This is a genomic window from Paenimyroides ummariense (genome assembly GCF_900115115.1).
GTDB classification, from domain to species: Bacteria; Bacteroidota; Bacteroidia; order Flavobacteriales; family Flavobacteriaceae; genus Flavobacterium; species Flavobacterium ummariense.
On the sequence record NZ_FOVI01000002.1, the window covers coordinates 1 to 17,765 of the forward strand.

A 17,765-nucleotide genomic window follows, 5' to 3' on the forward strand; every position below is an offset into this window, starting at 1 on the left:
ACTACATAGTAATACGTTCCCGTTGGAAGTTTTTCGCCTTGGTTCACAATAGCATTGCCTTGCGCATAACCGCGGAATACGTTGCCGTTGCTGTCATAGCTGTGGGTTTCGTATACTTTGCGTCCCCAACGGTTGTAAATCGTTACGTTGTTGTTGGGAAACTGGTTGATGTTGTCGATGATGAAGTAATCGTTCATGCCGTCGCCATCAGGTGTTACACCGTTGTAGATCACTACTTCGCCAGGGTTCAGCAGTGTTTTTTTAACTGTTCCTAATGTGAAGATTCCGAATCCTTCAACATTTACCGGTGTGCTTACCGTTTGTTCTGAATGATTTACTTCACCTCCTTCATCTACCCACAATTTCTGGGTGTCGTCCCAACGAACTACGCGTAGTAAGTCCGGATTGTCGGTAAAGCTTTTTGGTGTGGTACGCGTATCCCATGATAGGGTTACGATTACCGAATTATCGGTTTTTACGCTTTGGTTGATGATCCAATATTCTTTATCGTCGATTGCCTGCAATACCCCTGTGCGGCTGGCATGCGGGTATTTGCTGTTCGAGTTTTCAAACAAATATTCTCCCGTGTAGATCTCTGATTCCTGTGCAGGTGCAGAGATGCCTGCAAAACGGTAATAGCCGCCATCGCCTATCGGGTATTTAAAACCTTCGTTGCCGTTTTTTATGACTTCGCCGTTTACATGGCTTCTATCTGAAGTATTGATATGGTTGGCGCCTTTTAAGAACACAAAGGCTCCGCCCTGGGCTTTGTCCATCAACACAACCCCGTTCATTAAATTAACGGTACCCGCATTGGCGATGTCGTTGGTTAAATGAAACGCATGATCCGTTTGTGGTTTGTTGAACAATACATCGTAAAAACTGCTTGGTGAAGTGCCTTCGATCTTCTGCATGCCCGGCATCAGCCCCTCAAATACCACATAACCCGTACGGCTGTTGGTAGTGTAGCTGAACAAACCTTCGTTATTGTAATGCCCGTAAAAGTGTATCGATCCGTCGTTCAATACATCCCCCGTGGCTTCGTTCTTGAAATCGAAATATGTGGATACCTCCGTGCCCGGGTCTACTTTTAACAATCCCTGGTTCACCGTCTGATCTGCCTGCTGCGCATAAATGCCTAAACTCGCAAATACCAACATCAATGATATATAGTTTTTTTTCATAAGTTTTCTATTTATTGGGAAACACGCATTCTGACATTTGAATTTACAGGAACTCCGCATGAAATTAAATCTACTTGAACTGCGATCCTATTACTTTCACAACCATTAACAGTTTGTGATACAAAATAAGTAGCTCCGTTTACTAATAAAGTAGTTGGTAATAAAGCCGTACCTCCATTGGCTACATCGTACCATTTAAGATTACTTCCCGTAGCAACAAGTTTAGCTACTGTAGCCTGTGCGTTGTTACAAATCTTCTGAGTTCCCTGTGCTGTGGGCACCGCTGTTTTTGAGGAAACGATAATATCATCTGACACTGTACAGTTAGGTGTCCCGCCATAATTTACAGTAACCCTGTAAGTACCATAGCCGGTAGTAGAAATATCTAATACACTTCCTGTTCCAATTACAGTGGTAGCGGATGATCCCGTTCCTGCTATTTTCTTCCACTCATATATCGTAGAAATACCTCCGTAAAAACCTTTCGCGTCTAAAGTATAGGTACTAGAGATCGTTGCATCAATTTCGTTACAGGTTAAATCCGCACCCAAGCCCACTAACCCCCCTGTACCAGTTTTAAAAGTAATATTGCTATTACCCCCATTATCTACCGAATTACGATCGAAAGTTAGTGGCAAACCAGAAGCGTTGATACCTGCAACGTTTACAAAATCAAATTCGGTTCTGCCTGCCAATACGTTAATATTTGCTACACCAGAAACTGACTTTACTGTAGAACTAACGCAAGGTGTTCCGTTTATAAACAACTCATCCTGTATAGTTTGTGTAGTACCACTAGCTAAACTCAAAGTTAACTGCTTAGGTGTTAAGATTAATTTCTTAAAAGTGTTATTGCCATCTATCTGTGTATTTGAATTTATAACAACCTCATTAAAGCTGACATTACCGTAAAAAACTACTACATTTGTGGTTGTTCCTACAGTTACGTTATTATAGGTTACCCCATTAGCAGAATGAAACCTGTCTGATGTTATGTAAATATGGCTATTAGTTGCGGTAATATTTGTATTATTAAAACTCCATCTACCTGCTTCTATAATAGAATTGCTGATATTTAAAGTAGCAGTTGTTGGGATTGGATTTCCACTGCTAGGATAATTAAAAGTAGATACACTCATTTTCTTTCCGTTCGTATTTAAGTTTCCTTTAGAAAGCAATACACGTCCCATAGATTTAAAATCATCTATAAATGTCCATCCTCCAGTTCCAGAAAAATTCACGTTTCCGTAGATTGTATTAACCGCCGGAGCATCTAAACTAACGCCGTTCAAAGTAATTGTTTGCCCAGTTGTAGTTGCTGTAAAGTTGGTATTTTTAGGTCTCCATAGCATTCCGGTGGCTGTAACCAAAGAACCTCCAATAAACACATCATTCCCTGTAAAAATTGTACCTGCTGGTACATTTGTCCAAGTCATATTGTTACATTCTGAATTTAATGCGCTTGTATTGGTAACTGTAAAAGCAGTAGTTCCAGAATACTGATTAAATACCACATTATCAGAAATTGTAGGGATACAGGCATCCGTTGAAGGTGTTCCATCGCTATTTGTTGTCCAATGATTTACATCTGTCCACTCTCCGTTTCCGCCAATCCAATACAATGTTTTAGGTGGGCTACCTGCAGAAATAGAAGCCCATCCATTATTATTTCCTAAATCTTCACCTGTTGCTGTAAAAGTAGCTCCACCCGTTACGTTAATATCACGAACCTTAACGTTGGTGATAGCCACCACACCAGGTGCACCGCCAGAACTGGCTGTATTTGGCATAGAAATGGTTGCTCTGGCACCTCCAGCTGTAGTAGCCGCTAAAATTGGAAGACCAGTACAGTCTGGTGTACTATAAAGCCATTCTTCATTTATTCGGGTAGTAGAATTATTTTGAAATGAATAATTTTTACCACCGGTGAGGTGTAGCTTACGGTAAGTAGAATTACCTGTATTTGTATTGCTTCCTAAAATCACCACATCATTAAAGATGGTGTTACCCAAAATAACATAAGTAACCGCTCCCGTATGGGTAATGTTGTAATAAGTATGGTTAGTAGCATGAAAGGTAGGATACGAGGCATCTGATCCAGTAAAAGTGGTTGTGATATGGCTGGTACCCGCATTTAAGCTTCCTTGCGTGTACACCCATCTTCCAACAGTAATATTAGAACTTCCTAAAAATAATTGACGAAAAGCAAGATCTGCGTTTACCCCCCCACTTTGATTAAACTCTTGTGCCACTACCACAGCTTGATTATTCGTATTTAGGCTTCCTGCTTGAAAAAACAGGGTCCTGTCTGTACTAAATGCATCTTGAAAAGTCCATCCGCCTGCTCTCTTTGTAAAATATACACTTTGTAAGAACTTTACGCCATTACTGGTAATGGTTAAACCAAGTGTTTCGCCACTATAATAAGTTGTAAAATTGTAGCGCATACCATTTTGCCATACACTTGAACCAAAAATATTGAGCGTACCCGTATTAAAATTCGGCGTACCTGATACACCTTGTACCGTTATATTTTTACAATAGCCTTGTCCACTAATATTAATAGGTACGCTAACGTTAGAACCCGCATCAAAAAACACATTGTCAAATTGCGTAGGAACACAGTAACCGCCCACGCCTCCCGATGTAGCAGACCAGTTAGCTGCATTATTCCAATTTCCATCGGATGCAGTACCAACCCAATAAATATTTTTACTAGCTGGCGATATAAAATTCCATCCGGTATTATTGCCATTATCAACACCAATCGCATTAAAAACAGCTCCACCAGTTGCATTGATTCCTGTAATAATTACATTAGGTACATTTACCGTTCCACTGTTGATACGAATAGTTGCTCCCGTGCCACTTCTTATTTCCATCAAGCCCATACAATCGGGAGTAATGGCGTTTAGTGTACCAATTGTTGTTGTTGTTCCATTACTAAAAGTAAATTGCTTAGCAGGCGCCAAATTAAGGACACCGATGCTGTTATTACCGCCAATACCGGAATTACCCAGTAAATTTAGTTCATTAAATGTGGAATTAGAGGTGATTACACTTCCACCCAATTGCACGGTTACCTTATTAAACGTACAGTTATCGGCTACACTTATCGCCGGACTACTTCCAGGGTTATTACGAATGTTAATAGAATTAGCCGATGTAACTGTTGTGTTTGACGCATTAAGGATTGCCAAATCAACCTCGGAAGTTCCAAAGTCTACAGTGGTAGCTGTTGCAGTGCCTGTAAAAGACCCTGCTACAAGTTTGTGTCCTAAAGTTTTAAAAACACCCGCCGCCATTTGAATATAATCCGTAGTGGTAAGTGGGTCTGCTAAATTTTTTGTACCTCCGTCGGCCAGAATAACACGCCTTAAGGCTACCCCATTTGTTTGAATAGTATTGCTTTCGGCATTATTATTTGTGCCAAATGATACAGTAGTAGCATTCCAAACCGTAGTGGCAGTTATTGAAAAATTACCTTTAATATAGGGTATGTTTGTAGACACCGCATAAAACTCTGGCGCTGTACCACTAGTAGTTAGCACCTTAAAATCGTTAGCATAAGCTGCCGTGGTGTTAAAAGTTACCCTTTTGTTAGCAGATGTAAACCCTGAGTTATCATCGAAAACAACGTTATCTAGTACCGTAGGAACTTGTGGCGCATATACGCCACCACTATGACCAGATGATAATGACCAGTGGTTTACATCCGACCAGTTTCCCTGTCCCCCGATCCAATAATAAGTGTTTTGGGCATGAATCATTATGGAAGTCATTAAAAACGTTAAGACAAAAATGATTCTATATATTTCTATTTTTTTCATTGTATTTATTTTTAAAAGTGTTGTTTGATCTGCTCTTTTGCAACTAGTTCTGTAAGTATATAAGAATCTTACAGAACTAAAATTGCTTTTAAGACATGAAAATTATTTCACTTTAAATACGATGTTCATATATGTTTTTTCGGTTACAGTTGATGAAGGCAACACTTTATAAGTCATAATACCTGCATCACTTAACGTAATGGTTGTTGGATCAAAAACCGTATTATCAAAATACGTTACAAAATATTCTAAAGATGCTGCTGGTATTACAGATAAAGTACTTGCTGTCGGACTTTTAATAGCTGTACGAGTTGCACCCGCTACATTTCCTGCCATACCAAACTGGTTGCTATAAATACCGTGTAAGTTTACTGTAAATGTTTCGGTACCGGCATTGTAAGTAACACCATTTGAAAGGTTTGCCGGATTTGTTGGCAATACAATTGACGGCGCATAGAAAAATTGAGGAGCAGCAGTTACTGAGCTTACTGTCTTTAAAATACCCGTTACATCGGCAACTACAATTTTATCTGATGCAGTACCTGCATTTGAATTGATGTCTCTAATACGTACGTTTCCTTGTCCAACGTCTAACTTCTCAGTAGGAACGTTAGCAGCAATACCTACGTTACCAGTACCGGTGATACGCATTTTTTCTGTTCCCAAAGCGCCACCACCTGCACTTGTTGAAAATAACAATGGTGCAGCAACCTGAGTAGCATGTGTACCTAGCAATAACTGTTGTGCTCCTGCCCCACTTGCTGTTAAATTAGTTTGGCCATTTGAAAAAGACTGTAAATCAAATCGGTTATAAGTTGCTCCAGAACCTGAACTCAAAAATATATCCGCTTCAAAACCAGGTTTTGCAATATTGGCCATACGCCCATTACTATCAAAAATAATGTCTCTTTCTGGTGAAGTAAACGTAAGATTATTTCCACCCATAGTTACTGTTCTGTTAGCCGTTAATGTACCGTTGGCGTTGTAAATATTAATTGATGATGGGATTGCTACTGTTTTTAAAACACCTGTTGCATCCGCTACCACCATTTTGTCGGTTGCTGTATTACCTGTATACGCCGCCGAGTTGATGTTTCTTATTTTAACACCTCCTAACCCTGCTGTTGCAGTACCGCCAAGATCTAGAAGTTCTGTTGGTTTTGCCGCAACTTCTGTACCTGATACACCAATAGCGGTACGTGCATCTTCCATTATGGTTAAGGCATTTCTGTTATTGCCAAAACTACCATTTCCTATCTGAAATCTTGGAATATTAGAACCTATAGGATTATTTATTACTCCTGTAATTGCATTGTTAGAACCAAAAGCAAAACTAAAATTATGACCAGAACCTATAACTAAATTCTGTCCAAATGCACCAGATGCTACACTTGCTACCTCATTGTTAACACCCCCAGTCATACTAGCACCAACACCTGAAATTATATTAGAATAACCACTGATAACAGTCGAGTTACCCGCTGAAACAGTATTCATATGTCCAAAACTAAAAGATTTTTCTCCAGAAACATTGCTTGACGACCCAAAAGCAGCAGATGCAACCCCAGATACTGTATTATCCCATCCGGCAGCTAACGAAAATTGCCCAATGGTAGATACACCATTTACTTCATCTAAATTTGGCTGACCTATACGTGCAGCACCGCGAACGTCTAAATTTGTAATCGGGTTTCTAGTAGTAAAATCTCCGATACCTACATTACCGTTTTGGTAAATATTTTGCGTATTTAGCGTTGCTTTATCAGTGGTACCTTGTACATTCCAAGGTTCTACAGCTGCAGCGAATAATGCACCGTCTGTACCTGCTGTAATATTGTTACCAGTATCAGTAGAAATTAAATTAACGTTTGCATTATTTGCCTGCTCGTTTTTATATACTAAAGCTCCTGCAGCTATTGAAAGTTCAGTATTTGTTTCGTTTGCTGCTACAATCGCTCCTAAATCAACCGTTTGGGTTATACCCAAGGTGTTTACATAACTCAAAGTTGATGTGGCTGCATCATAAGTTAAGCCTGTGTTGTTTAAGTTTAACGGAGTTGTTAAACCCGCTTCATTAGTATATGTCAGTATGTTGGTTGTTGCGTTGTATGCTACCGATCCTTCGTTTAGGTTTAATACTACCGGTGTGCCGTTTTCGCCGGTATAGGTTAATTCGTTATTGGTAGCATTGTATGCTAACGTAGTCAACGTTTCGTTTGCTGCTACGATTGCTCCTAAATCTACGGTTTGGGTTAATCCTAAGGTGTTTACATAGCTTAAGGTTGATGTTGCCGGTTCGTACGTTAAGCCTGTGTTGTTCAGGTTTAACGGGATTGCTACTCCTGCTTCGTTGGTATAGGTTAATACGTTGGTTGTTGCGTTGTATGCTACCGATCCTTCGTTTAGGTTTAATACTACCGGTGTGCCGTTTTCGCCTGTATAGGTTAATTCGTTATTGGTAGCATTGTATGCTAACGTAGTCAAGGTTTCGTTGGCTTTTACGATCGCTCCTAAATCTACTGTTTGTGTTACACTTAATGTGTTTAAATAGCTTAAGATTGATGTGGTTGCATCGTACGTTAAACCGGTGTTGTTTAGGTTTAAAGGTGTTGCTACCCCTGCTTCATTAGTATATGTCAGTATGTTGGTTGCTGCGTTATAAGCTGCTGATCCTTCGTTTAAGTTCAATACTACCGGAGTTCCGTTTTCACCTGTATACGTCAACTCGTTATTTGTGGTGTTATAAGATAACGTGGTTACCGTTTCGTTTTCTTTTACGATGTTTTCGAAATATTCTTCAATCGTATTATAAGTGTTACCGTTGATCGTCACAGGTCCCGAATTTACGATGTTCTCGAACTGGTTGACTACCGATTGTGGTACATCAACAACCGTTAACGTACCGTCTTCACTTGTATAGGTGTACGTTCCGTTGTTGTTGTTTACCAGCGTGGTTACCGTTTCGTTCTCTTTTACAATATTCTCGATATATTCTTCAATGGTATTGTAGGTGTTTCCGTTTACTACAACCGGACCTGAGTTTACAATATCATTAAATTGATTTACAATATCTGCTGGTACATCAACAACCGTTACCGTGCCGTCTTCACTGGTGTATGTGTACGTGCCGTTGTTGTTGTTTACCAGCTTGGTTACCGTTTCGTTTTGTTTTACGATGTCTTCTATGTACTGCTCAATCGTTGTGTAAGTATTTCCGTTGATCGTTACAGGTCCCGAGTTTACGATGTTCTCGAACTGGTTTACTACCGATTGCGGTACATCAACTACCGTTACCGTGCCGTCTTCACTGGTATAAGTGTACGTTCCGTTGTTGTTGTTTACCAGCGTGGTTACCGTTTCGTTCTCTTTTACAATATTCTCGATATATTCTTCAATGGTATTGTAGGTGTTTCCGTTTACTACAACCGGACCTGAGTTTACAATATCATTAAATTGATTTACAATATCTGCTGGTACATCAACAACCGTTACCGTGCCGTCTTCACTGGTGTATGTGTACGTGCCGTTGTTGTTGTTTACCAGCGTGGTTACCGTTTCGTTTTGTTTTACGATGTCTTCTATGTACTGCTCAATCGTTGTGTAAGTATTCCCATTGATCGTTACAGGTCCCGAGTTTACGATGTTCTCGAACTGGTTGACTACCGATTGTGGTACATCAACAACCGTTACCGTACCGTCTTCACTTGTATAAGTGTACGTTCCGTTGTTGTTGTTTACCAGCGTGGTTACCGTTTCGTTTTGTTTTACGATATTCTCTATGTATTCTTCAATGGTATTGTAGGTGCTTCCGTTTACTACAACCGGACCTGAGTTTACAATATCATTAAATTGATTTACAATATCTGCTGGTACATCAACTACCGTTACCGTGCCGTCTTCACTTGTATATGTGTACGTGCCGTTGTTGTTGTTTACTAACGTAGTTACCGTTTCGTTTTGTTTTACGATGTCTTCGATATATTGTTCAATCGTTGTGTAAGTATTCCCATTGATCGTTACAGGTCCAGAATTTACGATGTTCTCGAACTGGTTTACTACCGATTGCGGTACATCAACTACCGTTACCGTGCCGTCTTCACTGGTATAAGTGTACGTTCCGTTGTTGTTGTTTACTAACGTGGTTACCGTTTCGTTCTCTTTTACGATGTTTTCGATGTATTCTTCGATCGTATTGTATGTGTTTCCGTTGATGGTTACAGGTCCTGAGTTTACGATGTCTTCGAATTGGTTTACTACCGATTGCGGTACATCAACTACCGTTACCGTTCCGTCTTCACTTGTATAAGTGTAAGTTCCGTTGTTGTTGTTTACTAATGTAGTAACTGTTTCGTTTTGTTTTACGATGTCTTTGATATATTGTTCAATCGTTGTGTAAGTGTTTCCATTGATCGTTACCGGTCCCGAGTTTACGATGTTCTCGAACTGGTTTACTACAGATTGCGGTACATCAACTACCGTTACCGTTCCGTCTTCACTGGTGTACGTGTACGTGCCATTGTTGTTGTTTACCAGCGTGGTTACCGTTTCGTTTTGTTTAACGATGTTCTCGATGTATTCTTCGATCGTATTATAGGTATTTCCGTTGATCGTTACAGGTCCTGAGTTTACGATGTCTTCGAATTGGTTTACTACCGATCCAGGTACATCAACAACCGTTACCGTTCCGTCTTCACTCGTATATGTGTACGTACCGTTGTTGTTGTTTACTAACGTGGTAACAATATTAATTTGCGAAAGTGGAATTGAAACAATGTTTCCATCGCTATCTGTCAATACCAACTCACCATTTACCATGGTTAAAGAAGTATTGGTAGTATTTTTATCTAATGCAATAACGTCTGCATCATTTACAACACGCATCCATTTATTATCAAACCAATAATAATAACCCGGAGTAATATCGTTTTTAGTATTTGTGTTAAATACCAATAAACTATTTACATTTCCAGCTGTAATAGTTGTTGCATCAACAGAGTTTTCTAAAGCCACACGAGGAATTAAAATACCTTTGTTTGTAGAAACAACATCAAGCTGCGATGATTTGTTTGGTGTTAGTGTGCCGATACCCACCTGCGAGTAGGCTGTTGTACCAACCAACAATAATGCTAATGGAAGTAGATTTTTCTTCATAATTACAACAATAATTTTAACTTTTTTATTAGGACAATTATTTCTTTATATAATTGTTAACAAAGTTAGTTCACATGAAATCAGCTATTTGTAGTATTGATTCGGTAACTTTGTAGAATTAGTTCTACATTATAAAATTTATTGTTGATAGAATAAAAAACCGTCGCTGATTAGCGACGGTTTTGAGAAATGTTCAAGTTTTAAACTTCTTTATACAAATTAAAAAGATGTATCAATTCAGAAATATGTTCTATCTGTAATTTTTCGAAAATACGGTTTTTATAGGTACTTACGGTTGATTTTTGTAAATCTAATGCGGCACATATTTCTATGTTTCCATAACCTTCAACCATTAACCGGGAAATTTCTAATTCACGGTTAGACAGCTGTTCTAAAGGGTTTTGTGGTTTTTTGAAAATATAATTATTCGTTATTTTTTCTTGAATGTTTCTACTAAAAAATCTGCCAAATGTTATTACATCATTTATTGCCGCTTTAATTTCTTCTTCGGTACTTAACTTATGCAAATAGCCGTTAACGCCTGCCTGTAGATAGCGCATAGCATAAATATCTTCGTCGTGACCAGAGAAAATCAATATCTTTAAATTAGGTTGTATTTTTTTGATTGTTGGAATAACGGCAAGCGAATTTCCGTCGGGAAAAGTAACATCCAATATCAATAAATCTACAGGTGTTGTTTGAAGCTTTTCAACAACATCGGTTAAATTATTAATCTGATGTATTGTAGCATTGGTATATAAATCTTGTATGATAAACGACAATGATTTGGTTACCACACTGTGATCATCGGCTGTTATAATAGTAAATTTCTTTAATTTATTTTCCATAGGTTGTTCGCTTTTGGTAAGTGTTTTATTTTTCCGGTGTATCTAATATTAAATCGAACGTTACAACTGTTTCTACATTCTGCTTACTTGTAACCCTAATTTTTCCTTTGAACAATTCAATAATTTCCTTACACAAATTCAATCCTAAACCGGCACCCAGATTTTTAATTTCGGCTGAAATTTCTCCCTGATGGTAACTGTCAAAAATATGTTTTAAATCTTCTTCATTAATTCCTGCCCCGTTATCTTTTACTTCAACCAGCAATCTTTGGGTATTTTTTGCTGCTTTTTCTAACGATACATTAACAGAAATTTGTCCTTTTTTGGTGAATTTATTGGCATTACCAACAATGTTGTAAAATAACTGATGAATCTTAACAACATCGGAATGTACCATTATATCTTCTGTTATTCCATTAGTTACCAACAATTTATTTTCGTTACTTTCTACAAAACTCGACAATGATTTCAAAACTTCATCCAACTCATATTTTAAATTGAAAGTGGTTTTGTTTAATGCCAGTTTTTTATTTTCGTTTTTAGAAAGATCTAAAATTTGATTCGCTAATAAAGATAACGAATGTGTTGTAAATTCGATTGATTTTAAAGATTCTTGTACATCTTGATCTTCGATCTGTCTCCTGATTCCGCGACTGTAAATAGAAATAATGTTTAAAGGCGATCGTATCTCATGGCTGATCATACCAACAATTCTATTTTTAAAGTTTAAGTTTTGTTCGATTTTTTTACGTGCAGCAACCAAACGCGATTCGTAAGCAAAGGTTAAACGGGTAATAAATGCCAAAATTACCGATATTAAAACCATAAAAAATATTACACCAATAATGGCATAATTTCTAATTTTTTTGTTGGTTTGGTATTGCTCTTGAAATTTCTGGCGGGCATCATTTGTAAAAGAAACCAACGCATCGTTATACTTTTTTAAAAGCAGGTTGCTGTAATTTAACAATTCTTTGTTGGTATCAAAAAAACCGGTATCGTTCTTTTTAACGGCTGCCAACTGCTTGCTGTATCTTTTCTTATAATTTTGGAATTCCTTCTGATAATAATCGTTGGTGTTTTTAAACAGATATTCTAACTGCTCTTCGATACTTCCCGAACTTACGTTAGTACCTTTTTGCAAGGTTAACACCACATTCGATTTTTCTTTCTGAACATCAACTTTACCAGCAATGGCATTACTTACGCGCGAAAATAATCCTTTGCGTTCCACACTGTCAACAGATACGGTGGTTTCAACATTTACACTGTCTAAAATATCATCATACTTAAATGCCTTTAGTTTAAACTGATTGTCTGTAAATGGCGGCATTGGAATATATTCTATACCACGCAGTGAATCTATTTTTGTATTGATATTATTAACCGAAATTTTTAAACCGGTATCTTTTTTCAAATGCAATGAAAACAGATCACTTTTACCGGCTGTGTTTGCCAGGTTTTGAATGTTGTTGCTTAAGCTGGTCAACGCATCGTTGTAAGCCAGTAAATACTGATCTTCTTTGGTATGTATATAATTTTGCAGATTATTTTGCGCAGCAATATAATCGTCTTTTGTAAGATCGCTAAAGTGTTTTGCTTGTTCAGAAATATGCAGTTCTGCCTCTAATTCCTGCAACTTTGGTTCGTTAAAAATTTCATTGTACAGAATTAGCAACAAAATTAGCTGTAAAAATATAACACTTGTAAGAAGCGTATAGTGTACTGCTTTTCTGTATTTAAATTTAACTGCCTTAAAATTAAAAGTCTGCCCCTTTTTTTCCTTCAAAATAATTTCTACAATTAATTAAACCCCTTTTCCAAAAGAACTGAATTTACAAAAACGAATATCTTAAAAATCCCCATTTTAAAAATATTCTGATAGCATTTGTAAAGACAATTTCTTCCCTATCAATCTACAAAAAATTTAGAAATTAATTAGCATAAATTTCAACTTTACATAAAAATGTTACTTTATGTATAAAAATTCAATGGAATTACGGCTGTTTATTCTTTTCTAAATTTTGATTTTCCCTTGTATATCAACAGTTTCCGTGAACAAATATAACTATTTTAATTAACATTTTTTACTGTAAGAAAATACATTTTTAAGGCTGAAATTTCATAATTTATTTGGTAGAAACCGATTTAAGAGATGATTTATAAATGCGTAAATCGTCCCAAGTGATATTTTCAGGAGCTTCGGCTTTAATTTCTGTGAGTGTTTTCTCGCTATTATTCTGAAATAATTCTTTTAAAATGGTGATTTTTTTGACTGATATAACGGCTGTTATGTCTATTTTATCTTCGCTTATTAATTTGGCAATATGCTGATAAATTGTTTGGACTGATAATTTGCGTTCATTAGCAATTTCGGCAATGGTTAATTTGCGCTGCCAAAGGGCAAACGTTTTATCTGTTGTTGCAACTTTTACTGTTTTAGGAATTTGTTTGATATCGTCTTCGATTTCATCAATATCCAAAATCTGTGTGCGCAGAATTTCCTTAATTCCCGTTAAATGATTCAACCGGTACGAGGTAATATCCTGATCGTTTAAATTTTCCTTTGAAAAATCGATACCACTGCCAAATAATTGAACCATTTTATTGGTTTTAATCAGCTTTAAAACCATTTTTATATGTTCGTCTTCAAAAACACGTAATTGTTCGGTAAAAAGCACAAAACCTTTCTTTTTTTTAGATTGTTCTAACACAAACAATGTATCGTATGCCAATTCATCCAACTTCGGAAAAAAATAAGCGTACGCTTTGGTTAAACGCTGCAATAAATGATCAATCCTAAAATCATCTGCTGTGAAAAGGGTGTGTAGTTCCTGCAAAAATTTTAATCCGACATTTTTAATCGTTTCCAACAAACGTTCCTGCTTTTGTGCCCATGCCTGATAAATTTTTCGGGTCGATTTTTTCTCGGTTACCCAGGTTTCAATCCATTTTAAAAATTCTTTATGGGCATTGATCCAATCAAACGTATCTTTTACCTTCAACCATAAATATTCTAGTTTTGCTTGAACCAACGGATTTTCATGATCTATCTGTTCATTTTGTTTAGCAAACGACAATACATTTTCATCGGCAGAAATAGTTCGGATTGCAACCGGTTTTGACAACACCAAACCGCTTAAACTTCGTAAACGAGACAAGGCAACATACGCCTGACCGCTCATGAACACATCGTTAATATCCAGAACGGCTTTATCAAACGTTAATCCTTGCGATTTGTGAACGGTTATTGCCCACGCTAATTTCAACGGATACTGTACAAAAGTTCCTAAAACTTGTTCTTCTATTTCTTTGGTTTGCTCGTTTAAAGCGTATCGAACATTTTGCCATTCGTATTTTTCAACCGTAATTTTTACGTTATCATCAGGCAAATAAACTTCAATTTCATTTTCTGATACATAAAAAACAGTCCCAATTTTTCCGTTGTAATATCGTTTTTCAAAACTTAAATCGTTTTTAACAAACATTACTTGTGCTCCTTTTTTTAAAACCAATTCAGGTTCTAACGGATACATTTTCTCCGGAAAATCGCCAATGATTTCGGGCAGAAAAACATATTCCTGCGCTTTTAAATTATCGAGTTCTTTATCGTTAATATCGTCTGCTTTTCGGTTGTGAGTTGTAAGCGTAATGTAGCCTTTATTTTTTTTGGTATCGAAATTTTCGTTTACTTGTTTTTCAAGCAGTTCATAATCTTGCGGTGTATTGTTGCTTGTTCTAAAATTATTCAACAAACGAATAAAAGCTTCATCATCTTGGCGGTAGATCTTTTTTAATTCGATATAAACCGGTTGCGTTTGTTGCATAACCCATGCATTAAAAAAATAAATTCCGCTGTAAAACTGTTTCATTACCTGCCAATCGGCATGCCTTACAACGGGCGGCAACTGCCACAAATCGCCAATAAAAAGCAACTGAACTCCGCCAAATGGCAAACTAGATTTGCGAACAAACTGTAACATTTCGTTCATGGCATCCAACAAATCGGCACGCAACATCGAAACTTCATCAATAACCAACAATTCTAAATTTCTGATAACAGTTTGTTTAGATTGTGGCATTTTAAAGTGCCTTGTAATGGTTTGCTTGGTTTCGAAATACATACCGTTGTCTGTATTCTTAAAATCGACTGTAGGAATGTACCCGGAAAAAGGCAATTGAAAAAACGAATGAATAGTTACACCGCCCGCATTTAAAGCAGCAATGCCTGTTGGTGCTACAACTACCGTGTTTTTGTGCGTTGTTGACAGAATTTTTTTAAGCAATGTTGTTTTACCCGTACCTGCTTTACCGGTTAAAAATACGTTTTTGTTGGTGTGCTGTATGTATTGTAAAACTAATTGTGCTTCGGCTGTCATGCGGTAAATTTAAGTAAAATGCTGATATATTGGAACGTGCGACAATTTTTTGTAATTTTGTATAACTAAAATACAAAACTAATGACAACTATAACCATAAAAATAAACGAACGCACCAAAGCTGGTAAAGCATTAAAAAATTTAATTGAGTTTTTTTCTAAAGAACACAAAGGTATTGAAATTGTTTCGGATACAAAAAGTGAATACAACCCAGAATTTGTAAAAAAAATTAAAGAAACAGAAAATCAAAAAGGTATTATTATAGATCCAAATGATGTATGGGGAAGTTTAGGATTGAAATAAAACCAAAAGCTCAAAATGATTTAAATAAACATTTTAAATCGGGTAATTTAGCAAGTATCAAAAAAATAGAAAAGATACTTTTAAAGCTTTCAGAAACCCCATACTCAGTATAGGGCAGCCCGAACAATTAAAATACGAACTTGCTGGCTATTGGTCAAGTAGAATAAATCAAAAAGACCGTATTGTTTATCGTGTAGAAGAAGAAATTGTGATGGTTTATGTGGTTTCTGCAATGGGACACTACCATGATAAATAAAAAAACCACCAGAATTGGTGGTTTTAATTTTTATTTTTTAGTTTCGGTTTTCTTAACCTCTTCTTTTTTAGTTTCTTCTTTTACTTCAACTTTTTTACCGGTTTTTTCTTCGTATTGTTTGTGTAAAAGTGCTAATATTTTTTTGGTTAAATTATACTCTTCTTTTCCGTATAAAACCGATGCTGCATCGCCTGTTCCATAAATATAATCGTAACCTTTTTCTTTACCGTAATCTTTAATAAATTTCTTCATTCTAGAAACCATAGAATCACGTTCTACAGCACTTTCCTCTTGAAATTTTTGCATGTAATTTTGCTCTTTCTGAGTTAAAGTTTGCTGACGGCGTTCTAATTCTGCCTGGCGTTTTTGTGCCCACTCCATTCCTTTAGATTGTGCATTTTTTTGAAGATCTAATACATCGTTCTGAAATTTTCTGGCATCGGCATCTAATTCGTTTTTCATTTTTTCTGACATTGTTTTAAACTTCGCCTCGAAATCTTTGAACTCCTGATATTCTTTCATCAACTCTTCTGTATCGATATAAGCAGTTTTAAAACCGGTAGAATTTGAAGCAGTTTTGTCGGCATTAGCATTTGTTGCTGTTTCTTTATTACAACCAATGAAACTTAATGCAACGACAGCGAGCATCATTATTTTTTTCATATTAATTTTATTTTTATTAATGTTATATGAAATCGCTTTTATAACTGGCATTCGCTAAAGCAAATTTTTTTTTGCGATTTCATAGAGATGAATTTTTAATTTAAAATTTCAACAAAAGTATTTAAAATTATCCAATTTGATCAATTATAAGAAATTTATATGCGTTTTTAAAATTATATAGAATCTGTTTATAAAATTGATACTTAAAATTTTCGATTTAAGACACTTTTAAAAAAATTGAATACAAACACACATTTTTATATTCAATCTTTAAAAAGACCCTATTTAAAATTATTTTTTAGAATATAAATGTGCGAAGAATACTCTTTTGAGAAAATTCCTTTGATATTTGAAACTAATCCAATGTAGAATGCCTTTAGTATATTTTTTGATCCGGTTTTATATTCTTCTGATAAAAGTGAAACATAAAAACTATCAAAATACATAGGTTTGATATGTATCAATTTAAAATTATTTTCTTCAGCCAGCTTTTTGATAGATTTTTTACTAAAATGCCAAAGATGCCGAGGTACATCCCATGCGGCCCAATATTCTTTGTAATGATTTGCATCGAACGATTTAAAATTTGGAACAGCAATAATTAAAGTTCCATTTTCTTTTAAATGATTTTTAAAGAAATTAAAATATTCATTTAAATCGGTAACATGTTCTAAAACGTGCCAAAGTGTAATAACATCATATTTTGATTCATCTAAATTTTTAATAGAGTCATATACATTAATATTTTTAGATGAACTTATTTTTGCTGCATCATTATTCGGTTCTACACCTACTCCGTTTACATTAAAATTATTTATTCCGTATTTTAAAAAATCACCTGTTCCGCAGCCAATATCTAAAACAGCAATTGAAGTTCTATCGTTATATCTTTTTATTAATTTCCATTTTTGATTGATCGTATAATTTTTTACAAACTGATAAACTTTTTCAAACCAATTACGTTTCGCATCGGTATGTGATATATAATTTTCACTTTTATAGTAATGGTCTAACCTATCAAACGAATTAAAATTTGTCTGATACATTTCATATTTATCATTGTAGATCAGTTCAAAATCTTCTTTAGTTATACTGTAATCTTTAATGGTTTTATTTTTCATAATGCGAATATATAAAACAAAAAACTCCTT

10 protein-coding genes are annotated in these 17,765 nt (G+C 35.9%); 2 read left to right on the top strand and 8 right to left on the bottom strand.

From position 1 onward, the window contains the following. From BM253_RS01720 to BM253_RS01745, 6 genes are all read right to left on the bottom strand, one after another. Positions 1 to 1,184: T9SS type B sorting domain-containing protein (locus BM253_RS01720; RefSeq protein ID WP_177205689.1), on the bottom strand; the 1,184-nt coding region annotated here is incomplete at its 3' end. An 11-nt stretch (positions 1,185 to 1,195) separates the two neighbouring features. Continuing rightward, on the bottom strand, positions 1,196 to 5,014 hold the full coding sequence (locus tag BM253_RS01725) for a beta strand repeat-containing protein (RefSeq protein WP_143095566.1): 3,819 nt from the start codon (positions 5,012 to 5,014) through the stop codon (positions 1,196 to 1,198). A 102-nt stretch (positions 5,015 to 5,116) separates the two neighbouring features. Further along, positions 5,117 to 10,165, bottom strand: coding sequence for a beta strand repeat-containing protein (locus BM253_RS01730; RefSeq protein WP_091518104.1), 5,049 nt, complete (start codon positions 10,163 to 10,165; stop codon positions 5,117 to 5,119). 200 nt (positions 10,166 to 10,365) lie between these two features. Continuing rightward, the gene (locus BM253_RS01735; protein ID WP_091518108.1) at positions 10,366 to 11,013 is read right to left on the bottom strand and encodes a response regulator transcription factor; all 648 of its coding nucleotides are present in this window, start codon (positions 11,011 to 11,013) and stop codon (positions 10,366 to 10,368) included. Positions 11,014 to 11,038: 25 nt separating this feature from the next. Continuing rightward, positions 11,039 to 12,802 (bottom strand): sensor histidine kinase, encoded by a 1,764-nt coding sequence (locus tag BM253_RS01740; RefSeq protein WP_091518111.1) that lies wholly within the window; start codon positions 12,800 to 12,802, stop codon positions 11,039 to 11,041. 340 nt (positions 12,803 to 13,142) lie between these two features. Continuing rightward, positions 13,143 to 15,392 (bottom strand): helix-turn-helix domain-containing protein, encoded by a 2,250-nt coding sequence (locus tag BM253_RS01745; RefSeq protein WP_245758424.1) that lies wholly within the window; start codon positions 15,390 to 15,392, stop codon positions 13,143 to 13,145. A gap of 81 nt (positions 15,393 to 15,473) precedes the next feature. Between BM253_RS01745 and BM253_RS01750 the strand changes: the two genes are divergently transcribed. Both BM253_RS01750 and BM253_RS17460 read left to right on the top strand, forming a co-directional pair. Then, on the top strand, positions 15,474 to 15,695 hold the full coding sequence (locus BM253_RS01750; protein ID WP_091518118.1) for a DUF2683 family protein: 222 nt from the start codon (positions 15,474 to 15,476) through the stop codon (positions 15,693 to 15,695). A 109-nt stretch (positions 15,696 to 15,804) separates the two neighbouring features. Further along, positions 15,805 to 15,951 (top strand): type II toxin-antitoxin system YoeB family toxin, encoded by a 147-nt coding sequence (locus BM253_RS17460; RefSeq protein WP_245758433.1) that lies wholly within the window; start codon positions 15,805 to 15,807, stop codon positions 15,949 to 15,951. 30 nt (positions 15,952 to 15,981) lie between these two features. On the opposite strand, the gene BM253_RS01760 is transcribed toward BM253_RS17460, so the two are convergent. Next, on the bottom strand, positions 15,982 to 16,614 hold the full coding sequence (locus BM253_RS01760) for an OmpH/Skp family outer membrane protein (RefSeq protein ID WP_091518797.1): 633 nt from the start codon (positions 16,612 to 16,614) through the stop codon (positions 15,982 to 15,984). A 281-nt stretch (positions 16,615 to 16,895) separates the two neighbouring features. After that, positions 16,896 to 17,735, bottom strand: a complete 840-nt coding sequence (locus BM253_RS01765; RefSeq protein WP_091518121.1) for a class I SAM-dependent methyltransferase — start codon at positions 17,733 to 17,735, stop codon at positions 16,896 to 16,898. Positions 17,736 to 17,765 lie beyond the last annotated feature (30 nt).

Coding starts and splice junctions, on each gene's coding strand:
- BM253_RS01725 (WP_143095566.1), bottom strand. CDS start 5,014: ATGAAAAAAATAGAAATATATAGAATCATTTTTGTCTTAACGTTTTTA.
- BM253_RS01730 (WP_091518104.1), bottom strand. CDS start 10,165: ATGAAGAAAAATCTACTTCCATTAGCATTATTGTTGGTTGGTACAACA.
- BM253_RS01735 (WP_091518108.1), bottom strand. CDS start 11,013: ATGGAAAATAAATTAAAGAAATTTACTATTATAACAGCCGATGATCAC.
- BM253_RS01745 (WP_245758424.1), bottom strand. CDS start 15,392: ATGACAGCCGAAGCACAATTAGTTTTACAATACATACAGCACACCAAC.
- BM253_RS01750 (WP_091518118.1), top strand. CDS start 15,474: ATGACAACTATAACCATAAAAATAAACGAACGCACCAAAGCTGGTAAA.
- BM253_RS01760 (WP_091518797.1), bottom strand. CDS start 16,614: ATGAAAAAAATAATGATGCTCGCTGTCGTTGCATTAAGTTTCATTGGT.
- BM253_RS01765 (WP_091518121.1), bottom strand. CDS start 17,735: ATGAAAAATAAAACCATTAAAGATTACAGTATAACTAAAGAAGATTTT.